General features: G+C 70.7%; 12 protein-coding genes and 1 pseudogene. 2 read left to right on the forward strand and 11 right to left on the reverse strand.

Annotated elements, in window-relative coordinates:
- Window positions 1–51: 51 nt before the first annotated feature.
- The 8 genes and pseudogenes from C1A38_RS28345 to ruvC all read right to left on the reverse strand — a co-directional run bounded on the left by C1A38_RS28345 (window position 52) and on the right by ruvC (window position 9471).
- A complete protein-coding gene (locus tag C1A38_RS28345; protein WP_102660758.1) occupies window positions 52–2523 on the reverse strand; it encodes a RelA/SpoT family protein in 2472 nt (823 codons plus the stop codon).
- A 171-nt stretch (window positions 2524–2694) separates the two neighbouring features.
- The gene (locus C1A38_RS28350) at window positions 2695–3261 is read right to left on the reverse strand and encodes an adenine phosphoribosyltransferase (protein WP_102660759.1); all 567 of its coding nucleotides are present in this window, start codon (window positions 3259–3261) and stop codon (window positions 2695–2697) included.
- 321 nt (window positions 3262–3582) lie between these two features.
- Window positions 3583–4563 (reverse strand): annotated as a pseudogene (secF, locus tag C1A38_RS28355) (protein translocase subunit SecF); the annotation flags it as partial.
- Between the two features lies 1 nt (window position 4564).
- The gene (gene secD, locus C1A38_RS28360; RefSeq protein WP_102660761.1) at window positions 4565–6448 is read right to left on the reverse strand and encodes a protein translocase subunit SecD; all 1884 of its coding nucleotides are present in this window, start codon (window positions 6446–6448) and stop codon (window positions 4565–4567) included.
- 292 nt (window positions 6449–6740) lie between these two features.
- On the reverse strand, window positions 6741–7100 hold the full coding sequence (gene yajC, locus C1A38_RS28365; protein ID WP_102660762.1) for a preprotein translocase subunit YajC: 360 nt from the start codon (window positions 7098–7100) through the stop codon (window positions 6741–6743).
- Window positions 7101–7218: 118 nt separating this feature from the next.
- Window positions 7219–8289, reverse strand: coding sequence for a Holliday junction branch migration DNA helicase RuvB (gene ruvB, locus C1A38_RS28370; protein WP_199180356.1), 1071 nt, complete (start codon window positions 8287–8289; stop codon window positions 7219–7221).
- Between the two features lie 55 nt (window positions 8290–8344).
- Complete coding sequence (gene ruvA, locus C1A38_RS28375; RefSeq protein WP_013732721.1) at window positions 8345–8947, reverse strand: Holliday junction branch migration protein RuvA; 603 nt, start codon at window positions 8945–8947, stop codon at window positions 8345–8347.
- Window positions 8944–9471 (reverse strand): crossover junction endodeoxyribonuclease RuvC, encoded by a 528-nt coding sequence (gene ruvC, locus C1A38_RS28380; protein ID WP_102660763.1) that lies wholly within the window; start codon window positions 9469–9471, stop codon window positions 8944–8946. Before ruvC ends, ruvA begins: the two co-directional genes overlap by 4 nt.
- Before the next feature lie 214 nt (window positions 9472–9685).
- Here ruvC and C1A38_RS28385 point away from each other — a divergent pair, with 214 nt between their 5' ends.
- Window positions 9686–10468: a 3-hydroxybutyrate dehydrogenase gene (locus C1A38_RS28385; protein WP_102660764.1), complete on the forward strand. Its 783-nt coding sequence runs from the start codon at window positions 9686–9688 to the stop codon at window positions 10466–10468.
- Window positions 10469–10482: 14 nt separating this feature from the next.
- Window positions 10483–12402: a helix-turn-helix domain-containing protein gene (locus C1A38_RS28390; protein ID WP_102660765.1), complete on the forward strand. Its 1920-nt coding sequence runs from the start codon at window positions 10483–10485 to the stop codon at window positions 12400–12402.
- A 48-nt stretch (window positions 12403–12450) separates the two neighbouring features.
- On the opposite strand, the gene C1A38_RS28395 is transcribed toward C1A38_RS28390, so the two are convergent.
- The 3 genes from C1A38_RS28395 to C1A38_RS28405 all read right to left on the reverse strand — a co-directional run bounded on the left by C1A38_RS28395 (window position 12451) and on the right by C1A38_RS28405 (window position 15519).
- Window positions 12451–13164, reverse strand: coding sequence for a DedA family protein (locus C1A38_RS28395; RefSeq protein WP_102660766.1), 714 nt, complete (start codon window positions 13162–13164; stop codon window positions 12451–12453).
- A gap of 173 nt (window positions 13165–13337) precedes the next feature.
- Window positions 13338–13937 (reverse strand): TetR/AcrR family transcriptional regulator, encoded by a 600-nt coding sequence (locus C1A38_RS28400; protein ID WP_102660767.1) that lies wholly within the window; start codon window positions 13935–13937, stop codon window positions 13338–13340.
- 19 nt (window positions 13938–13956) lie between these two features.
- The gene (locus C1A38_RS28405) at window positions 13957–15519 is read right to left on the reverse strand and encodes an MFS transporter (protein ID WP_102660768.1); all 1563 of its coding nucleotides are present in this window, start codon (window positions 15517–15519) and stop codon (window positions 13957–13959) included.
- Window positions 15520–16212: the final 693 nt, after the last annotated feature.

The raw sequence follows: 16212 nt of genomic DNA on the forward strand, positions 1-16212 counted from the left end.
GCTCCGCGACGCGGGATGCTGCCGCACGTCAAGTTACGGTCGATTTTCGAGTTAGGAGCCGGAGGTTACGCGGTAGGCGTCGAAGACGCCGTCCACCTTGCGGACGGCGGCGAGGAGGTGCCCCAGGTGTTTCGGGTCGGCCATCTCGAAGCTGAACCGGCTGACCGCCACCCGGTCGCGGGTGGTGGTGACGGTGGCGGAGAGGATGTTGACCCGTTCTTCGGAGAGCACCCGGGTGACGTCGGCGAGCAGCTTGTGCCGGTCGAGGGCCTCCACCTGGATGGCGACCAGGAAGGTCGAGGCGGAGGTGAGCTTCCAACTCACCTCGACCACCCGTTCACCCTGGGCGCGTAGGTCCTCGGCGTTGGCGCAGTCGTCGCGGTGCACGCTGACGCCGCCGGAGCGGGTCACGAAACCGAAGACCGTGTCCGGGGGCACCGGGGTGCAGCAGCGGGCGAGTTTGATCCAGACGTCGCTGACACCGCGTACGACCACACCGGGGTCGTGGCTGGAGACCCGGCTGCGCGGCGGACGGGTGGCCACGGCGGTCTCGGCGATGTCCTCGGCCGCGCCCTCCTCACCGCCGTAGGTGGCCATCAGCTTCTGCACCACCGACTGGGCGGAGACCTGACTGTCACCCACCGCGGCGTACAGCGACGCCACGTCGGCCAGGTGCAGGTCCCGGGCGATCGCCATCAGGTTGTCGGAGGTGAGCATCCGCTGCAGGGGCATGCCCTGCTTGCGCATCGCCTTGACGATCGAGTCCTTGCCCTCCTCGATCGCCTCCTCGCGGCGCTCCTTGTTGAAGTACTGCCGGATCTTCGTCCGCGCCCGAGGGCTCTTGACGAAGCCGAGCCAGTCCTGCGTCGGGCCGGCCGTGTCGGACTTCGAGGTGAAGATCTCGATCACGTCGCCGTTGGACAGCGTCGATTCCAGCGGCACCAGCTTGCCGTTGACCCGCGCCCCGATGCACTTGTGCCCGACCTCGGTGTGCACCGCGTACGCGAAGTCCACAGGCGTCGACCCGGTCGGCAGCGGGATGACGTCGCCCTTGGGGGTGAAGACGTACACCTCCTGGCTGGACAGGTCGAACCGCAGCGCGTCCAGGAACTCGCTCGGGTCCGCGGCCTCCCGCTGCCAGTCCAGCAGCTGCCGCAGCCAGGTCATCTCGTCGATGTGCGCCGGCGGACCGACGATCTGGGTGCCCTTGTGCTCCTTGTACTTCCAGTGCGCCGCGATGCCGAACTCCGCCGTACGGTGCATCGCGTACGTGCGGATCTGCATCTCCACCGGCTTACCGGTCGGCCCGATCACCGTGGTGTGCAACGACTGGTACATGTTGAACTTGGGCATGGCGATGTAGTCCTTGAACCGGCCCGGCACCGGCTGCCAGTTGGCGTGGATGACCCCCAACGCCGCGTAGCAGTCCCGCACCGTGTCGACCAGGATCCGCACACCCACCAGGTCGTAGATGTCGTTGAAGTCCCGACCCCGCACGATCATCTTCTGGTAGATCGAGTAGAGGTGCTTCGGCCGACCGGTGGTCTCCGCCTTGATCTTGGCGGCCTTCAGGTCGGTCTGCACCTTCTGGGTCACCTGCCGCAGCAACGCCTCCCGCTGCGGCTGGTGCTCCCCGATCAGTCGGTTGATCTCCTCGAACCGCTTCGGGAACAGGGTGCCGAAGGCCAGATCCTCCAGCTCCCACTTGATGGTGTTCATACCGAGGCGGTGCGCGAGTGGGGCGAGGATTTCCAGGGTCTCCTTGGCCTTCTGCTCCTGCTTGGGCCGGGGCAGGAAGGTCAGCGTACGCATGTTGTGCAGCCGGTCGGCCAGCTTGATCACCAGGACCCGCGGGTCCTTGGCCATGGCGACGACCATCTTGCGGATGGTCTCCGCCTTCGCCGCGTCCCCGAGCTTGACCTTGTCCAGCTTGGTGACGCCGTCGACAAGCAGGGCGACCTCGCCACCGAAGTCCGTCCGCATCTGGTCGAGGGTGTACTCGGTGTCCTCGATGGTGTCGTGCAGCAGCGCGGCGACAAGCGTGGTGGTGTCCATCCCCAGGTTGGCCAGGATGGTCGCCACCGCGAGCGGATGGGTGATGTACGGGTCACCGGACTTGCGGTACTGGCCGGAGTGCCAGCGGGCCGCCGTGTCGAAGGCCCGCTGCAACAGCCGCGCGTCAGCCTTGGGGTGATTCTCCCGGTGTGACGAGATCAGCGGCTCCAGCACCTCGCTGACCTGCGAGGACTGCCAGGGCGCGTTGAACCGGGCCAGCCGCGCCCGGACCCGCCGCCCGGTGGGCGCGTGGGAGAACGCGAAGCCACTGCTCGGCGGGGAATCAGCGGCGGCCTCGACGGGTGCGACGTTGGCGCCGGCACCCGTACGGACCACATCGCCGGTGGGTAGCGCCGTACCCGGCCCGCCGCCCGGCGCCGTAGCGGCACTGTTGCGGTTCACCGAGCCGTCCGCGTCGCCTGTCGGATGCACCGTGCCCTCCACCGGAGGGGCGACATCGTGGGACACCGGCCTCCTCACCGCTCGCCGGAAACGAACCGACCGTGCGCCGGCCGGCCTGGTCTCGTGCCGCTCGGACGGCTCACCGTCCGCTCAGCAATGGGCAATGCTACCCGCACCGACAGTGCCCTGCCGCTCCGCCGGACGTACCGTGCCGCCTCATCCGGTGGCGGTCGGCGCTCAAACGGTCAACAGGGCATGGACGTCGCGCGGCGCCAGCCGCTCCCGCCCCTTGAGGAAGGCCAACTCCAGCAGCACGGTGAACCCGGTCACGGTGCCACCGGCACGCTCGACCAGGTCCAGCGTCGCCGCGGCGGTGCCCCCGGTGGCCAGGACGTCGTCCACCACCAGGACCCGGTGTCCGGCGGTGAAGGCGTCCTGGTGCACCTCCAGCGTGGCCTCGCCGTACTCCAGGGCGTAGGAGGCGGCGTACGCGGGTCGGGGCAGCTTGCCGGCCTTGCGGACCGGCACCACACCGACTCCGGTGGCGTACGCGATGGCGGCGGCGACGACGAAGCCGCGCGCCTCGATGCCGACCACTGTGTCGAAGGACTCCCGCCCGTGGTACGCGACGATCCCGTCGATCACGTCACGGAAGGCGGCACCGTCGGCGAACAACGGCATGAGGTCCTTGAACATGACGCCAGGCTTGGGGAAGTCGGGCACGTCGAGCACCCGGCTGGCGACCAGTCGGGCGACTTCCGGGCCGCTGTCTCCCCGTACCCCGCTGCTGTGGGTCTCCGTCACGGTAGCTCCGCTTCCCTTCCACGACGACGGCGGCGTCCGGCACGCTGCTCGCACAGCATGCCGGACGCCGCCGGATCAGTTCCTACCGGGTGGCCCCGGTGTCGCTCAGCGTCGCTTTCCGCCGCCCGGACGGTTACCGCCGCCGGGCCGCCCACCGCGGGCGCCGCCGGAGCGCTTGCCCGCCGGCCGGGCGCCCACCTTCGGGGCCGCCGCACCGGCCAGAGCCGCATCGGTCTCCGCCGGCACCGGCTCCTCTTCGTCGCCCTCGACCGCGGCGGCCGTGGCCGCCTTGACGCGGGCCTCCTTCGCCGGCACCGGGTTGGCCCGACGGGCCTGCACCCGCTTGTTGTGCGCCTGGATCCGCGGGTCGCGGTTCTTCAGCACCACCAGCAGCGGGGTGGCCAGCGTGATCGAGGTGATGAACGCCATGGCCATACCGACGAACAGCACCAGACCCAGGTCCTTCAGGGTGCCCGCGCCGAGCAGACCGGCACCGATGAAGAGGATGCCGCCGACCGGCAGCAGCGCCACCACCGAGGTGTTGACCGACCGCATCAGGCTCTGGTTGACGGCCAGGTTGGCGGCCTCGCCGTAGGTCTGGTTGTTGTTCGCGGTGATGCCTCTGGCGTTCTCCTGCACCTTGTCGAAGACCACCACCACGTCATAGAGCGCGAAGCCCAGGATGGTGAGGAAACCGATGATCGTCGACGGGGTGACCTCGAAGCCGACGATCGAGTAGATGCCGGCGGTGAGCACCAGGTTCATCACCAGGGAGAAGATGGCCGCGACCGCCATCTGCCACTCGAAGCGCAGCACCAGGTAGACCGTGACCAGGGCGATGAAGATGACCAGACCGAGCAGGGCCCGGTTGGTCACCTGGCTACCCCAGGCCTCGCTGACCCGGTTGGCGCTGATCTCGTTCGCGTCGATGCCGAACCGCTCGGCCATGTCCAGCCGGACGGTCTCGGCCTGCGACTGGTCGAGCTGGGTGGTCCGCAGCTCGTAGAACGAGCCGCCGGCCCCGCCGACCTGCTGGGCGGTGACCACGTGGGCGCCCGCGGTGCTCAGCGACTCGCCTGCGGTCTCCTCGGCCTGCTGCATGGTGCCGACGCTGGTGGGGATCTGGAACGAGTTGCCGCCGGCGAACTCGATGCCCGGGTTGAACCCCTTGATGAGGATGCTGGCCAACGCGATCAGCACCAGCACGGCCGCCGCGGTGAACCACATCTTGCGCTTGCCGACGACGTTGAGGCCGGCCTCGCCCCGGTAGAGGCGGCTTGCCAGAGAGTTCTCAGCAGCCATCTCAGGCCTCCTTGACACGCGGGTTGCGGGGCTGGGCCTGCTCCGACTTGGCCGGCAGCGCCCGGCCGAGACCACTGACCCGCGGGGACAGGAACGCTTGGCTCCGGGCGAGCATCGTCATCATCGGGTGCCGGAAGAGGAAGACCACGACCAGGTCCAGCACGGTGGCCAGACCGAGGGCGAAGGCGAATCCCTTGACCGTACCGACCGAGACGATGTAGAGGACCACCGCCGACATGATCGTGATGGCGTTCGCCGAGATGATCGTACGGCGGGCGCGGACCCAGGCGCGGGAGACCGCGCTACGCGGGCTGCGGCCCTCACGGATCTCGTCCTTCAATCGTTCGAAGTAGATGACGAACGAGTCCGCCGCCACACCTAGCGAGACGATGATGCCGGAGATGCCGGCGAGGGTGAGGGTGAAGCCGATCTGCCGGCCGAGCACCACAAGCGCGCCGAAGAGCAGCAACGCCGACAGCACCAGGCTCGCGAAGATCACCGTGCCGAGCAGTCGGTAGTAGAAGAACGAGTAGATGATGACCAGCAGCATGCCGATGCCGGCGGCAAGCAGACCGGCCCGCAGGTAGCTGGCGCCCAGGGTGGCGGTGACGTTCTGCTGCTCCTGCGCCTCGAAGGTGACCGGCAGGGCACCGTAGTTCAGGTAGCCGGCGAGCTCGCTGGCCTCGGCGTTGCTGAAGTTGCCGGTGATCTGCGAGTTGCCGGTGAGCACGCCCTGGATCTGCGGCGAGGAGATGATCTGGTTGTCCAGCACCACGGCGACGCGGCAGCGGCCCTCGTCACCGAGCGCGGAGGCGTCACACGCCTGACCCTCGTTGTTGAAGGCCTCGCGGGTCAGCGCGGTCCACTTCTCCTGGCCGTTGCGGGTGAAGTCCAGGCTGACCACCCACTGGCTGGTCTGGTCGCGCACCGCGGCGGCGGAGTCGACGTCGGTGCCGAGCACCTTTGCCTGGTCCAGCAGGTTCTTGGCGTAACCGCCCTCACAGGCGACGACCTGCTGGTCCGCGGCGGAGATGGACGCCGGGGGCCGGTCGTCGAGCTGGAGGCAGCCGATGGTCGGCACGTTGAACTGCATCTGCGTGGGCAGCACCGCGACCTCGCGGCCGGTCAGCTCGGCGAAGGGCTTGAGCTTCTCGGCAAGCGTGGGGTCGGCGCTGAAGTCGGCCGGCGCCTGCAGGCCGCTCGCGGCGGCCCAGGCCTCCGCGCCGACCTTGGCCTCGACGGCCTTGCGCTGGTCTTCGAGGCTCTGCGGCACCGGCTCCTCGCTGGCGCTCGGCGACGCGCTGGCGCTCGGCGACGGGGTCGCGCTCGGGGTCTCCGACGGGGCGCCACCGCCCTGACCGCCGGACGGCGATGCCGTGGCCTCGGCGTTCGGGGTGGGGGTGGTGCTGCCGGTCGGGCTCGGGGTGGCGGCCGGGTCGGCGCTGTCGCTCGGGCTGGGCGCCGGCGAGGGGATCGCACCGCTGCCGTCGACGATCTTCAGGACCTTGCGGAAGCGCAGCTCGGCGGCGCTACCGATCTCGGTCAGGTCCCGGTTCTCGCCGGGCAGGGAGACCACGATGTTGCGGTCGCCCTCGGTGACCACCTCGGCCTCGGCAACGCCGTACGCGTTGACCCGGCTCTCGATGATCTGGCGGGCCTGTTCGAGGTTGTCCGCCGTCGGTGCCCGGCCGTCGAGGGTGTTCGTCGCCTCCAGCGTGAGCCGGGTGCCACCGACAAGGTCAAGACCGAGGCGCGGTTCGAGCCGGTCCTTCCAGCCTCCGCTGGCACCGCCCGCGAAGAACACCAAAAGATAGAGGACGACAAGGATGCCGCCCAGTACGGCCAATTGCCGTCCCGGGCGCATCTGTCCCTGAGGTGGTGCCACGGCTGTCCTGTCTCCCTGTGCGGTCGCGCCGCCGCAGGCGCGACGGCGGGTCGGCCGGTCTGCCCGGCCGACGATCTGCCTTCCGACGGCGCCCGGGGCTGACGCCGCCGCCTCTGATGGTCGACGCGGGGGGCGCGTGGACCGGACCGAGCCGGCGCGCCGACGCCCGGCGTCGGCCTGCTATTCAGTTGTCACACCGCATTCCGGCGGTGGGTGCCCGACGGGGACGCGTGCGGGCTGTTCCCCACCCCGGCCGCACCGGCGTACCGGCAGGCCAGGGCGGGTGCAGTGCTCATTCCTTGACGGCGTCGGTTTCCTCGGCCACCGACTCCGTGGGGCGCTCCGCCTTGGTCACCACGCGGGCGATCGCCGGTCGGGCGTAACGGGTCTGCACTCCTGGGGCTACCTCGAGCAGGACGCTGTCGTCCTCGATCCCGGAGACCGTGCCGTACAACCCGCCGATGGTCACCACCTCGTCGCCGATGGACAGGCCGGACTGCATCGCCTCGGCCTCGCGGCGGCGCTTCTGCTGCGGGCGGATCATCATGAAGTACATGACGCCGAAGAGCAGCGCGATCATGAGGATCGGCGTGAAGCTGCCCGCTCCGCTGCCTTCTGCTGCGGCGTGAAACACAGTTGACGACCTTCCCATTGGCCCCCCGCCGGCACGTGGCACCGGAGCGGAGGCGGATTTTCACATCCTGTACAGACCGCGGCGAGTCTAGTCGCTGTATCTGGGAACGCCGAACGCGCCGCAGATCACGAACAGATCACGCCTCCCCCGTGTCCACGGAAAACAGATCGGGCGCGAGGGGAGCTTCAGCACCAAATGTACCATTTGGCGGCGTACGGCCCAGGTGTCGCCAAGCGGCCTCCGTCGCCACCCGGCCCCGCGGCGTACGGGCCAGCAGCCCGGCCCGCACCAGGAACGGCTCGCACACCTCCTCGACCGTGTCCGGCTGCTCCCCCACCGCCACCGCGAGGGTGGACAGGCCGACCGGACCGCCCCGGAACGAGTCGACCAACGCAGTGAGCACCGCCCGGTCCAGCCGGTCCAGCCCGAGCGCATCCACATCGTAGACCGTCAATGCGGAACGGGCGGTGTCGAGGGTGACCACACCGTCGGCGCGTACCTCGGCGTAGTCACGCACCCGGCGCAGCAGCCGGTTGGCGATCCGCGGGGTGCCCCGGGACCGGCCGGCGATCTCGGCCGCGCCGTCGTCGGTGATCGGCACGCCGAGAATGCGGGCCGAGCGGTGCAGCAGCGTCTCCAGGTCGGCCGGGGCGTAGAAGTCCAGGTGCGCGACGAAGCCGAACCGGTCACGCATCGGACCGGTCAGCAGACCGGACCGGGTGGTCGCGCCGACCAGGGTGAACGGCTCGACGTCCAGTGGGATGGCGGTGGCGCCGGGACCCTTGCCCACCACCACGTCGACCCGGAAGTCCTCCATCGCGCTGTAGAGGAGTTCCTCCGCCGGCTTGGCGATGCGGTGGATCTCGTCGATGAACAGCACATCGCCCTCGGCGAGGCTGGTCAGGATCGCGGCCAGATCACCGGAGCGCTCGATCGCCGGCCCGCTGGTCACCCGGATGCCCGCGCCCAGCTCCGCGGCGACGATGTTGGCCAGGGTGGTCTTGCCGAGGCCGGGCGGCCCCGAGAGCAGGATGTGATCCGGCGGCGAGCCGCGCCGCATCGCGCCCTGCAACAACAGGTCGAGCTGGTCACGGACCCGATGCTGGGCGATGAACTCGTCGAGGCGCTTGGGCCGGACGCTGACCTCGGCGTCCCGGTCCGCATCGTTGACGTACGCCGAGACCAGGCCGCTGTCGGGGCCGGTCACCAGATCATCCTCATTCGCGACTGCGGGGCTGGCAAACCCGGCTCACTCCTCGCGCTCATCGGGTCCGGCCCAGCAGCCGGATGGCCTGCTTGAGCAGCACCGGCACCGGCGGGGCGGCCCCGTCGACGGTCTCCGCGACCGCGGCGACCGCCTGGTCGGCCTGGCTCGCCGTCCAGCCGAGCCCGATCAACGCCTGGCGGACCTGCTCCGGCCAGGCGCCCCCGGTGACCCCGGCCGCGCCGTCGGCGCCCACCGGGACCGGGCCGATGCGGTCACGCAACTCCAGCACCAGCCGTTCGGCGCCCTTCTTCCCGATGCCGGGAACCCGGGTCAGCGCGGCGGTGTCGGCGTTGGCGATGGCTTTGCGTACCGCGTCGGGGGTGTGCACGGCCAGCACCGCCTGGGCCAGGCGAGGGCCAACCCCGCTCGCGGTCTGCAACAGCTCGAACAGCGCCTTCGCGTCGTCGTCGGCGAAGCCGTAGAGGGTGAGCGAATCCTCCCGGACGACCAGGCTGGTGGCCAGCCGGGCAGGCTGGCCGACCCGCAGGTCGGCGATGGTGCCGGGGGCACACTGCACGGCCAGGCCGACCCCACCGACCTCGATGACCGCATGGTCCGGGCCGGTGGCGGTCACCACGCCACGCACACTGGCGATCATCTCGCTCCTCCTCGTCTGACCCGGTCCGCGGCGGCGGCCAGCTTGGACCGGGTACCACCGCGCCACACGTGGCAGATGGCCAGCGCCAGGGCGTCCGCGGCGTCGGCCGGCCGGGGTGGCTCGGGCAGCCGCAACAGCCGGGTCACCATCGCGGTCATCTGCGCCTTGTCCGCCTGACCCGAGCCGGTCACCGCCGCCTTCACCTCACTCGGGGTGTACGTCTGCACCGGCAGCCCGGCCCGCGCCCCGGCAAGTACGGCGATCCCGCTGGCCTGGGCGGTGCCCATCACCGTCCGGACATTGTGCTGGCTGAACACCCGCTCCACGGCGACACTGTCCGGCCGGTGCTCGGCGACCAGGTCGGTGAGCGACCGGTCCAGGTGCAGCAGGCGGGTCGGCAGCTCATCGGCCGGATCGGTGTAGATCACGTAGTAGGCGACGAGCGTGCAGGGGCGACCCGGCACTCCCTCGACCACACCCACCCCGCACCGGGTGAGCCCCGGGTCGACGCCGAGCACCCGCACGCCTCCCCCTCCCAGCCGTCGAGCAGTACGTGTGTTCGACACCCTACCGATGCTCCTGCGGGGCCGCGCCCGGGGACACGCCCGGGCGACGGCACCGCCGCCACACCGGTGACGTCAACGGCGACGGAATGTAGCCGGAGGCCACCTGCCACCGTAGGAGTATGTGCGCGTACGCCATGTGCGCCCGGCCACCCAGCTCGTAGTTTCATGCGCCATGACGGCAGAACCCGTGGCGCGCCCCCACGTCGTGAACGTCGACCTCACCGGCCGCATTGCTGTGGTGACCGGCGGCGGCAGCGGCATCGGTCGGGCCTGCGCCCTACGGCTGGCCGTGGCCGGCGCCCAGGTGCTGGTGGTCGACCGCAACGCCGAGGCGGCCGAGCAGGTGGCGGCCGAGGCCGGCGGTCGGGCCGTGGGGATGGATCTGGCCGACGCCGCCGCGGTGGACCGGCTCGACGCCGAGGTGGACATCGTGGTCAACAACGCCGGCCTGCAGCACGTCGCCCCGATCCAGGACTTCCCGGTCGAACGCTTCGAGTACCTGCAGCGGGTGATGGTCGAGGCGCCGTTCCTGCTGATCCGGCGGGCGCTGCCGCACATGTACGCGCAGGGCTGGGGTCGGGTCGTCAACATCTCCTCGGTGCACGGGCTGCGCGCCTCGCCCTACAAGGCGGCGTACGTCGCGGCGAAACACGCCCTGGAAGGGCTGTCCAAGGTGGTGGCGCTGGAGGGCGCGGCGTACGGGGTGACGGCCAACTGCATCAACCCCGCGTACGTGCGCACCGCCCTGGTGGAGGGCCAGATCGCCGACCAGGCCGCCACCCACGGCATCCCGGAGACCGAGGTGATCGAGAAGATCATGCTGGCCCGGGCCGCGATCAAACGCCTGATCGAGCCGGACGAGGTGGCCGAACTGCTGGCCTACCTCTGCTCACCGCCGGCGGCGTTCATCACCGGCGCGTCGATCGCGCTCGACGGGGGCTGGACGGCGAACTAGTGTCCCCCCGCACAATGTCGGTCATGTCGTCGCCGCTGGAGTTCCTGGAACTGCTCGCCCGGGAAGCCGCTGCGGTCGAGTTCGAGGGTCCGCTGGTCGCCGCCCGCTCGGCCGGGCTGCCCGCCGACCAGATCGCCGAGCTGGAGCAGGCCAAGACGGTGGCGCTGCGGGTCCGCGCGCTGCTGGAGCGCCGCCGCCGCCGGGAGAGCGAACTGCTGAGCCTGTACGACACGGTCAGCGACCTGGCCGGGCTGCGTGACCTGGACGACGTGCTGCGGGCCATCGTGCACCGGGCCCGGCACCTGCTCGGCGCGGACGTCGCCTACATGACCCTCAACGACGCCGAACGCGGCGACACCTACATGCGCGTCACCGACGGCTCGGTGTCGGCCCGCTTCCAGCAGCTGCGGCTGCCGATGGGCGCCGGCCTCGGCGGGCTGGTGGCCCAGTCGGGCGCCCCGTACGTGACCGCGAACTACCCGCAGGACGAGCGCTTCCACCACACCCGGGAGATCGACGCCGGGGTGGGCGAGGAGGGGCTGGTGGCGATCCTCGGGGTGCCGCTGCGGCTCGGCTCCACAAGCATCGGCGTGCTCTACGCGGCGAACCGTTCGGCCCGGCCGTTCGTCCGCGAGGAGGTGGCGTTGCTGCTCTCGCTGGCCGCGCATGCCGCGGTGGCGATCGACACCGCGCGGCTGCTGGCCGAGACCCGGGCGGCGTTGGCGGAGCTGTCGTCGGCCAACACCACGATCCGGGCGCACAGCAGTTCCGTCGAGCGTGCCGCGGCGGCCCACGACCGGATGACCGCGCTGGTGCTGCGCGGGGGCGGGGTGGAGGACGTCGCCGCGGCGGTCACCGAGGTGCTGGGCGGGACGCTGCTGGCGTTGGACGCCGAGGGCCGGCTGCTGGCCCGGGTCGGTGCGCTCGACGAGCCGGACCGCGCCGACCTCGTGGAGGCGGTGGCCGCGTCCCGGACCGAGGGACGCAGCGTACGCCGGGGCGAGGTGTGGTACGCCGCCGTGGTGGCTGGTGCGGAGAACCTGGGTGCGCTGGTGTTGCACCCGGAGGGCGAACTGGCCGACGCCGAGCAGCGGATCCTGGAACGCGCGGCGCTGGTCACCGCGTTGCTGCTGCTGTTCCGACGCACCGTGGCCGAGGCCGAGGGCCGGGTCCGGGGTGAACTGCTCGACGACCTGATCGCCCGGCCGTTGCGCGACACCGACGCGCTGCGCAGCCGCGCCCGCCGCCTCGGGGTGGACCTGGACGCCCCGCACGTGCTGGTGGCGGTCGACGACGACGCGATCGCGGCCACCGGATCGGCCCGCCAGCGGGTGCTCTCCTGGGCCACCACGTACGCCTCGACCCGCGGTGGGCTGGCCGCGGCGCGCGACGGCCGGGTGGTGCTGATGCTGCCCGGGCAGGATGCCGGGGGCAGCGCCCGGGCCGTGTCACGGGACCTGTCCCGGATCACCGGCCGGCCGGTGACCGCCGGAGCGAGCGGCCCGGTCGCCGGGCCGACGTCGCTGGCCGCCGCCTTCCGGGAGGCCGACCGCTGCCTGGCCGCGCTGGGCGCGTTGGGCCGGGCCGGGCAGGGTGCGAGCACCGCCGAGCTGGGCTTCGTCGGACTGCTGCTGGGCACGGTCTCCGGCGACGGTGACGCCGACGTCAGTCAGTTCCTCGCCACCACCATCGGCCCGGTCGTGGACTACGACGCCCGCCGGGGCACCGCCCTGGTGCGGACGCTGGAGGCCTACTTCGGCGTCGGCGGCAGCCTGGCCCGGGCCGCCGAACTGCTGCACGTGCACGTCAACACGGTGACCCAGCGGCTGGAGCGGGTCGGGCAACTGCTCGGCGCGGACTGGCAGAAACCGGAGCAGGCGCTTCAGGTGCAGCTCGCGCTGCGGCTGCACCGGCTGCGTACCCCCGGGGGCTGACCCGGCTGCTCATCCCCTGGCCGCCGGCCCGCGACGACCGCGCGCGGCTCAGTGCTTGCCGTAATGCTGCCGGGTTTCCCGGATCGCCTCCTCGGCGGCGGCCCGCTCCTGCGGGGTGGTTCCCCGCCGGGCGGCCAACCAGGCCCGCAGCAGCTCCACCGCGATCGGCAGGACCGAGATCCCCACGATGCCGATCAGGATGAACTCGATGTTGGCCTTGACGAACGGGATCTGCCCGAGGAAGTAGCCCAGCACGGTCACCCCGGTGCCCCAGAGGATGCCGCCGATGACGTTGAAGATGACGAAGGTGCGGTAGTTCATCCGGCTCACCCCGGCCACGATCGGGGTGAACGTCCGCACGATCGGCACGAACCGGGCCAGCACGATGGAGCGCGCGCCGTACTTCTCGAAGAAGTCATGCGCCTTGAGCAGGTTCTCCTGCTTGAACAGGCGTGAGTTGGGTCGCCGGAACAGCGCCGGGCCGACCTTGCGACCGAACAGGTAGCCGACCTGGTCACCGGCGATCGCGGCGACGGTGATGAGCAGACACACCAGCCACAGCGGATATTTGAGGTACTGCCCGTCGGCGACCAGCAACCCGGTGGTGAACAGCAGCGAGTCACCCGGCAGGAAGAAGCCGATCAGCAGCCCGGACTCGGCGAAGACGATCACCAGGATGCCGATCAGCCCGAAGGTCGAGATCAGCCACTCCGGTTCGAGCCAGTCCGGCCCGAGGGCCAGGTCGATGACAGGCGAGGGCACGGAGACCTCCGATGGCGGCAACGATCCCGACGAGTGCGGGGCCGCCCGTAGTCTAGGCCGCTACCGACGCCTCGGGGCCCCGACACCGATACACACCGATGTCGTCATCCCGCACCGGATCGTCGTGCTCGTCCGCCGTCCGCGCCGACCCACAGCGGTGCGCGCCCCCGGCCTCAGCGGGCCTGGATGCCCGCCAGCACCTGGTCGACGACCCGCGCGGGCAGCGTCGTCTCGTCGAGGTCAGGGTTCCAGTTCAACATCCGTTGAATGAGCAGCGGGCCGGTGATCAGAGCCAGGGTGACCTCGACGTCGATGTCGGGGCGGAGTTCGCCGTCGCGGATGCCGCGCCGCAGCACCTCGCGCATCACCGCGCGGCGGGGCTCCACGATGCTCTGGTACAGCGCGTAGTGCTCGGCATTGCGTTTCACGTTGGGCACCAGACAGGGCATGATCTTCGCCGCGCGCGGGTCGATGTTCTGCCCGACCGCGCCGACCAGGGCGACGAGATCCTCCCGGACGGACCGACCGGACGGCTGCGGCGGCTCGCCCTTGAGGGTGCGCAGCGCGTCGTGCAGCAGCGCGTCCTTGCCCGCCCAGCGACGGTAGATGGTGGCCTTGCCGACCCCGGCCCGCGCGGCGATCGCCTCGACCGAGATCGCCTCGATCGTGCTGCCCTCGGCGAGGAGGTCCAGCGTGGCCTCGATGATCGCTTCGTCTGCGCGGACGCTCCGCGGCCGGCCGGGCGGCCGCGGAGCGTCTGCCGTGCTCGTCATGCCCGCATTGTTCCCGACGCTATGCGGTGCCGGCCAACTCGGGTTCACCGACCGCGGCCGGCGCGCCGGTGCCGGACCGGGTGGGCATCCAGCGCAACGCCACCAGGATGCCGGCGGCGGTGACCAGTGCGGCAAGCGCCGCCGACCAGTGCATCGCCGAGATGAAGGCGTCGTTGGCCGCCGTGATCAGCTGCGGCGCCGTCGGCCCGAGCTGACCAGCGGCGGCGTACGCCCCGGAGATCGACTCGCCGGCCGCCTCCCGCGCCTGCGGTGGCAGCTCGGTCAGGGCCGGGTCGATGCCGTTGCGGTAGCCCGCCGCGAGCACCGAACCGAGCACCGCCACGCCCAGCGCGGCGGCCACCTGGCGGATGGTGTTGCTGACCGCGGAGCCGACACCGGCCTTCTCCCTCGGCAACGCCGACATGATCGACTCGGTGGCCGGCGGCATGATGTTGGCCATCCCGGCGCCCTGGATGAAGAAGAACACGAGCACCACCCAGATCGGCGTGACCGCGTCGATGACGGCGAACGCGCCAAGCGCCACGGCGGACAGCACCAGCCCCACCACCGCGACCGCCCGAGGGCCGTACCGGCGCACCATGGCGGCGCTGCGCGGGGCGAAGAAGAGTTGGGCGACCGCGAACGGCAGGAAGATCAGGCCGGTCTGCAACGGGCTGTAGCCGCGTACCAGTTGCAGGTAGAACGAGCTGAAGAACATCACGCCCATGGCGGCGAAGAAGACCAGCCCGATCAGTGCCACCGGTACGGCGAAGCGCGGTTCCCGGAACAGGCGTACGTCAAGTGAGGGATGGCTGCTGCGCCGCTCGTGGGCGATGAACCAGGCCAGCACCGCCAGCCCGCCGACGATGGCGGCCCAGACCACCGGCCGACCGAAGCCGTGCTCGCCGCCGTCGATGATGCCGTACGTCAACGTGACCAGGCCGACCACCGACAGCGCGACACCGAGCACGTCGATGCGCCCCGGGTTCGGATCCCGCGACTCCGGCACCAGCAGCGCCACCAGGACGACGCCGAGCGCGACGACCGGCACGTTGATCAGGAAGACCGAACCCCACCAGAAGTGCTCCAGCAGCAGGCCGCCGAGGATCGGGCCGATCGCCATCGCCAACCCGACCGCGCCGGCCCATATCCCGATGGCCCGTCCCCGCTCCCGCGGGTCGAAGACGTTGGAGATGATCGACAGAGTGGCCGGCATGATGGCCGCACCGCCGGCGCCCATCAGCGCGCGGGCGGCGATCAACTGTGCGGGGCTCTGCGCGTACGCGGACAGCAGCGACGCCAGACCGAACAGCACCAGGCCGATGAGCATCATCCGGCGGCGACCGGCCCGGTCACCGAGCACGCCGAAGGTGAACAGCAGCCCGGCGAAGACAAGCGTGTAGGAGTTGATGAACCATTCGAGCTCGCCGTGGCTGGCGCCGAGTCCGTGTACCGGATCGGCGAGCGTCCGCAGCGCGACGTTGAGGATGGTGTTGTCCAGGACGACCACGAGCAGGCTGATCACCAGCACTCCGAGGATCGCCCACCTCCTCGGATGTCCGGTGTTCGCATTCGGCGGCATTCCCCGCACCCCCCGCTTTTCGATACGGTCGCGTCCGTAATCGCCACCTGAGCGTAGGCTCGACATTATCGATACGGAACCGTTTCGTATCTAATGTGACCGCCGTCACATGACGGGACAGGCGACCTCCACTGCACGTGCACCCTGCGCGCTCCGGGTGCGCTTGCTGCTGTCCCGGCGACAACAGATGCACCCGGAGCCGCTTCACGGGCCCGGGAGGTGCTGGGCCGGCCATCACGGGTGACTTGGCCAGCCTGCCCGCAGCCAGGTGCGGGATTGGGGCCTTTGTCCGGAATCGGCGGGCGCTGGGTGGCCCCTGGGCGGAATCCTCGGCGGGTGGGTGGCGTTGTAATGCATGGCTGACGAAGTAGGGGCCACGTAGGCGCCGACCACGCATCGGTGACCAGCGCGATCCTCCCCCACGGCCCCGACCGACGGCCCAGGGAATGAGCCGGCCCGCCCGGTCGTTACACCTGGACCCGGCACCACGACGGGCTTGCACCGTACGCGTCGGCGACGCCTCCCCCAGCGCATCGCAGAACGCCGTACCTGTGGTTTTGCCGCTCCCCTGATCCTCCGCGCCCTTGCCGGCGCCCGCGCCCATCCCCCCCGCGCGGACATCACCCCCGAATGGAGCTTTGATCATGAACACCATGCTGCGTAAGAGCGTCCTCGCCATCGCCGGTCTCACCG

This window comes from Verrucosispora sp. ts21 (assembly GCF_002879555.1).
Classification (GTDB): domain Bacteria; phylum Actinomycetota; class Actinomycetes; order Mycobacteriales; family Micromonosporaceae; genus Micromonospora; species Micromonospora gifhornensis.